We start from the raw sequence: 5,582 nt of genomic DNA, 5'->3' as shown, positions 1-5,582 counted from the left end.
TCGGTGGGCAGGTCCACCTGCTTGATGCGCAGGTCGATCATCTGCATGCCCAGCCCGGCAACGGCTTCGTTGATGCCCTTCAGCTGCTCGGCGATCAGCTCGCTGCGGTCGCCGGACACCAGCTGCTGCAGGGTGCGCGAGTTGATCTGGTTACGCAGCGAGTCGGTGATGATCGGTGCCAGGCGGGCGTTGGCGATACGCGGATCGCCACCGGTGGCACGGAAGTAATCGCCCACGTTGGAGATGTAACCGATGGCGAAGAAGTCGACGCTGACGTCCTTCTGCTCGGCCGTGAAGTAACGGGCCGGCGCGGTGTCCAGCACCTGGAAGCGGCGGTCGAACACCCGCACCGTTTCCACCACCGGCAGCTTGAAGTGCAGGCCCGGCTTGATGTCCGAACGCACCACCTTGCCCAGGTTCAGGACCATGGCGGTCTGGTCCTCACGGACCACGTACACCGAGCCGAGCAGGCCCAGCAGCACCGCTACGACAACGGCGATCCAGATTGAATTTCTCATCGGCTGCCCTCCTCACGGCCGCTCGAACGCCCGGTCGGGCGGCCCACCGGCCGGCCCGGATCACGGGAAGCTTCCACTGCGGTGGTACCCGGCAGCGACGGCATCACCACATCGGGGTTCGGAACCGGCGCCGGTGCCGAGGTGCTGGCACGGGTATCACCGGTCATCGGCACGTAGATCAGCTGGCGGCCATCGCCACCAATGACCTTGCGGTTCTCGCTCAGCACCTGCTGCACCGTTTCCAGCCACAGGCGCTTGCGGGTGACTTCCGGTGCGTCCTTGTACTGGGCCTGCAGCAGGCTGAAGCGCTGACCATCACCCTCGGCCTTGGACACCACGGCCTGCTTGTAGCCCTCGGCGGTGGTACGGGCACGCGAGGCCTGGCCGCGCGCTTCAGGCACGACCTTGGCCGCATAGGCCTGGGCTTCGTTGATCAGGCGCTCCTTGACCTGCTGGGCACCGTTGACCTCGTCGAAGGCCGGCTTGACCTCCTCCGGCGGACGGGCGTCCTGCAGGGTCAGGCCGGTCACGGTCAGACCGGTCTTGAAAGCACGCAGCAATGTCTGCAGGCGCTCTTCGGCGGCCACGGCCAGCGGGCCACGGTTGTTCAATACGGCGTTGAGGTCGGCGCGACCGACTTCCTCGCGCACCGCGCTCTGCGCCGACTGTTCCAGCACCTGGTTGGCATCAACGGTGCCGAACAGGTACTGCTGCGGGTCATCGATGCGGTACTGGACGTTCAACGAGACATTGACGATGTTCTCATCGCGGGTCAGCACCGGCACCTGGATCGAGAAGGTCTTGATCTCGGTGGCGTTGACCTTGGTGACCGATTCGATCGGCCAGGGCAACTTGAAGTTCGGGCCAGGGGTCAGGACGCGCGAGAACTGGCCGAAGCGCAGCACCACGCCACGCTGCTGTTCGCCGATCAGCTGGAAGCTGGAGAACAGCACCAGCAGGACCACTGCCGCCACCACCCAACGCAGGATGCCGCCGTCGAACAGATCCTTCAGCGGTCCGGGCAATCCGCCCCAGCCGCCACCATTGCCACCGCCGCGCGACCCGAACGGCCCGCGTCGATTGTCCTCGGGGCCTTGTCCGCCCTTGTTGCCGCCGGGTGTATTCCAGGCCATGCACGCTCCATCAAGATGTGGGCTGCGACGCGGGCCCTTCCCGCAACGCCAGCCGTTAACCACTACCGATCATACAAGATGGGGCGGACCGGCAGGATTGAAAGGGGCCGGAGCGGGTAAGGTGGCGTTTTCCTCGAAGTCAGGCAACGCCGATGGCCCCCACCACCCCGTTCACCGCCTTCCGCATCGAAAAAGACGACGCCGGCTACCGCAGCGGCCTGGTCCCGCTGCGTCTGGACGACCTCAACCCCGGCCAGGTGCTGATCCGCGCCCACTGGTCCTCGGTCAACTACAAGGATGCCCTGGCCGGCACCGGCAAAGGCCGCATCCTGCGCCGCTTCCCGCTGGTGGGCGGGATCGACGTGGCCGGCACGGTGGTCGCCTCCACCGATCCGGCCTGGCGCGAGGGCGATGCGGTACTGGCCACCGGCTGTGGCCTCAGCGAAACCCGTGATGGCGGCTACAGCCAGTATGTGCGACTGGAATCGAGCGCGGTCATCGCCCAGCCGGCGGGCTTGAGCCCACGCGAGGCGATGGTGCTGGGCACCGCCGGCTTCACCGCCGCGCTGGCGCTGCTGCGCCTGCAGGACAACCGGCAGACGCCCGAGCTTGGGCCACTGGCGGTTACCGGCGCCAGCGGTGGGGTCGGTGCTCTGGCCGTGGACATCTTCAGCCGCGCCGGCTATGCCGTGCACGCGATCAGCGGCAAACCGGAACAGAGCGACTTCCTGCGCGGTATCGGTGCTGCCGAGGTGCTGCCGCGTGATGCCCTTGCCGACACCGGTCCGCTGCAGTCGGCACGTTTCGGCGGTGGCCTGGACAACGCCGGCGGGCCGATGCTGGCCAGTCTGCTGGCCCAGACCGTGCCTTACGGCAGCGTGGTCAGTGCGGGACTGGCCGCCAGCCCGACGCTGGACATGACCGTAATGCCCTTCATCCTGCGCGGTGTCTCGCTGCTCGGCGTTTCGTCGGCCAATGCCCCGCGCGCGCTGCGCGAAGAAGTGTGGGCACGCTTGGGTGACGCGTGGAAACCGCAGCACCTGGACCGCATCTGCACCGCCGAAGTCGGTCTGGACGGTCTGCCTGCGGTGTTCGATCGCATGCTGGCGGGCGGCTCGCTTGGCCGCACGGTGGTGCGGATCGACTGAACGTCGCAGGCAGGCGACGGACGGCAGCTGTCGCCCTCCCGCCAACAGGATGCCGGCACTACACTTCCGGCATCACATGGGGAACAACATGGCACGCATTCTGATCGTCGACGACTCACCGTCGCAGCTGTTGGGGATACAGCGCATCGTCGAGAAGCTCGGGCACCAGATCCTGACCGCCACCGATGGTGCGGCCGGAGTGGAGACCGCCAAGGCCGAGCTGCCCGACCTGGTGCTGATGGACGTGGTGATGCCCAACCTCAATGGCTTCCAGGCGACCCGCACGCTCGCCCGCGATGAGGCGACCCGGCATATTCCGGTGATCCTGGTGACCACCAAGGACCAGGACACCGACCGCATGTGGGGCATGCGCCAGGGCGCCAAGGCCTAYATCACCAAGCCGTTYTCRGAAGACGAACTGTCCGARGTGCTGGAGCGGGTGTTCGCCGGTCAAGGCTGACCCACCGCTCCGGTAGATGCCAACCTTGGTTGGCACGCCTCTGCTCTGGTAGATGCCAACCTTGGTTGGCACGCCTCTGCCGGCCAGCGGCCGGCACTACCGCAAGGCGTGCGGACCGAGGTCCGCACCCACCGAAGCGAATTTCAGATCGTTTCGCCAAACGCCTTGGCCAGATTCCGATAGGCCTTCTTCTGCGCGTCGTCCGTCGCCGCCGGGGCGACAATCTCCAGCTCGACGATCTGGTCGCCCTCCGGGCTGCCCGGCAGGCCGCGCCCACGCAGCCGCAGCTTGCGACCGGCGTCGGAATCGGCCGGAATCTTCAGTTCCACCGCGCCGCCCAGGGTCGGCACGCTGATGCTGGTGCCCAACGCGGCCTGCCACGGGGTGACCGGCAGCGTGTACAGGATGTTGCGGCCGTCGACCTCGAACTGCGGATGCGCGGCGTACTCCACTTCCAGCAGCAGGTTGCCGCCGTGATTGCCCTGCCCGGCCAGGCGGATCACCTGCCCGGGACGGATGCCCTTGGGCACGCGCACGTCCAGCTGCTTGCCGTTGACGGTGATGCGCAGGCTGTCGCCGCTGTAGGCCGCCTCCAGCGGTACCGACAGCTTGGCCCGGGTATCGCGGTTGGGCGCATGGCCATGGCTGCTGAAGCCCGGGCCCGGGCCCGGGCCCGGGCCTGCACCCTGGCCGCCGCGCTGGCGCGCGAACAGGCTCTCGAAGAAGTCGCTGAAACCACCGTTGGGGCCACCGCCGCCGAACACTTCCTCGAAATTGAAACCGCCACCGCCGTAGTTCGGCGGCACGTTGAATTCCTCGCCCGGACGATAGCCCTGCGCACGCAACTGGTCATAGGCGTTGCGCTTCTCGGGATCGCGCAAMGCCTCGTAGGCCTCGTTGATGGCCTTGAACTTGTCCTCGGCCCCGGCCTCCTTGCTGACGTCCGGGTGGTACTTGCGTGCCAGCCGGCGATAGGCGGTCTTGATTTCCGCCTCGCCCGCGCTCGGTTCCACCCCCAGGGTGGCGTAATAATCCTTGAATTCCATCCAGCTACCTCGATTCGCTTCGGCCGCGCCGGTGGGCGCCGCCCCGGGTTCATTCTACGCGCCGGCGATGCTACGCCGCCGGTCGTGCGGCAACGGTGAGGCCGACTGATCCAGCGCAATGCGCCTGCCATCGCCCGGCCCCATGCTGTGGCTGACAGCCCGCCGCGGACGACGGAGATGGGGTGTATACATGGGTTTTCCAATGTCTTGACGCGTCCGTCCCCTCCTGGCCCCTACCCTCACCCAGCAAGGAGTTCCCATGACCATCCATGTCGGCGACCGTATTCCGGAAGTCACTCTCAAGCGCATCCGCGAAGGCATCGAGACCCTCGATACCCACGCCCTGTTCGACGGGCGCAAGGTGGTGCTGTTCGCCGTGCCCGGTGCGTTCACCCCCACCTGCTCGGCCCGCCACCTGCCCGGGTACGTGGAAAAGTTCGAGGCGTTCCGCCAYCGCGGCATCGAYGTSTWCTGCRTGGCGGTCAACGACCCGTTCGTGATGAARGCCTGGGCCACCGACCAGCACGTACCCGACGGTCTGCTGATGTTGTCCGACGGCAATGCCGAACTGACCCGTGCACTTGGCCTGGAGCTGGATGCAAGTTCATCCGGCATGGGCACGCGTTCGCGTCGCTTTGCCCTGTACGTGGTGGACGGCACGGTGCGCGCGGCTTGGATCGAGGAGCCCGGCCAGTTCGAGGTGTCGTCAGCCGACTACGTACTGGATCACCTGCCCACCTGAAACCCTGACTGCAGAGGAAACCGGCCAGCCATGTCCAACAAGCCAGCCAAAGCCAGCAACACCTCCCCTTCCGCCAAGGTCGCTGGCATCAGCGATCGCCAGACCCTGCGCGAGCGGGCACGGAAGAACATCGAGGACGGAGCGATCACCGACAGCTACAGCGCCGACCGCAAGGTGGTGATCAAGCTGCTCAACGACGCGCTGGCCACCGAATATGTATGCGTGCTGCGCTACTACCGGCACTACTTCATGGCCAAGGGCATGCTGGCCGATGCGGTCAAGGGCGAGTTCCTCGAGCACGCACAACAGGAGCAGGCGCACGCCGGCAAGCTGGCCGAGCGCATCGTCCAGCTCGGCGGCGCGCCTGACCTCAATCCGGACACGCTGACCGCACGCTCGCACGCCGAATACAAGGAAGGCAGCGACCTGCGCGACATGGTCCGCGAGAATCTGGTGGCCGAGCGCATCRCCATCGACAGCTACCGCGAGATGATCAACTTCATCGGCGACAGCGATACCACCACCAAGCGCATCC

The 5,582-nt window shown here is 66.6% G+C and carries 7 protein-coding genes; 4 read left to right on the top strand and 3 right to left on the bottom strand.

What is annotated here, in order from left to right:
• Positions 1 to 518: SPFH domain-containing protein (locus AC1VAN_RS09360; RefSeq protein ID WP_480985686.1), on the bottom strand; the 518-nt coding region annotated here is incomplete at its 3' end.
• Positions 515 to 1,651: an FtsH protease activity modulator HflK gene (gene hflK, locus AC1VAN_RS09355; protein ID WP_025877038.1), complete on the bottom strand. Its 1,137-nt coding sequence runs from the start codon at positions 1,649 to 1,651 to the stop codon at positions 515 to 517. The genes AC1VAN_RS09360 and hflK, both read right to left, overlap by 4 nt.
• 152 nt (positions 1,652 to 1,803) lie before the next feature.
• On the opposite strand from hflK, the gene AC1VAN_RS09350 reads away from it, so the two are divergent.
• Positions 1,804 to 2,799: a YhdH/YhfP family quinone oxidoreductase gene (locus AC1VAN_RS09350; RefSeq protein WP_032976611.1), complete on the top strand. Its 996-nt coding sequence runs from the start codon at positions 1,804 to 1,806 to the stop codon at positions 2,797 to 2,799.
• 88 nt (positions 2,800 to 2,887) lie between these two features.
• The gene (gene pilH / locus AC1VAN_RS09345) at positions 2,888 to 3,259 is read left to right on the top strand and encodes a twitching motility response regulator PilH (protein WP_005410644.1); all 372 of its coding nucleotides are present in this window, start codon (positions 2,888 to 2,890) and stop codon (positions 3,257 to 3,259) included.
• Positions 3,260 to 3,402: 143 nt separating this feature from the next.
• Here pilH and AC1VAN_RS09340 read toward each other — a convergent pair whose 3' ends face one another.
• Positions 3,403 to 4,305 (bottom strand): DnaJ C-terminal domain-containing protein, encoded by a 903-nt coding sequence (locus AC1VAN_RS09340; protein ID WP_442251901.1) that lies wholly within the window; start codon positions 4,303 to 4,305, stop codon positions 3,403 to 3,405.
• A gap of 259 nt (positions 4,306 to 4,564) precedes the next feature.
• Here AC1VAN_RS09340 and AC1VAN_RS09335 point away from each other — a divergent pair, with 259 nt between their 5' ends.
• Entirely contained in the window at positions 4,565 to 5,047 is a 483-nt protein-coding gene (locus tag AC1VAN_RS09335) for a redoxin family protein (protein ID WP_480985685.1), read from the top strand.
• A 30-nt stretch (positions 5,048 to 5,077) separates the two neighbouring features.
• A partial coding sequence (locus tag AC1VAN_RS09330; protein ID WP_480985684.1) for a ferritin-like domain-containing protein occupies positions 5,078 to 5,582 on the top strand: 505 nt, incomplete at its 3' end.

The sequence above is a fragment of the Stenotrophomonas sp. 05L44_2 genome (assembly GCF_056665995.1).
This window is presented reverse-complemented; position numbering and strand designations above follow the sequence as displayed.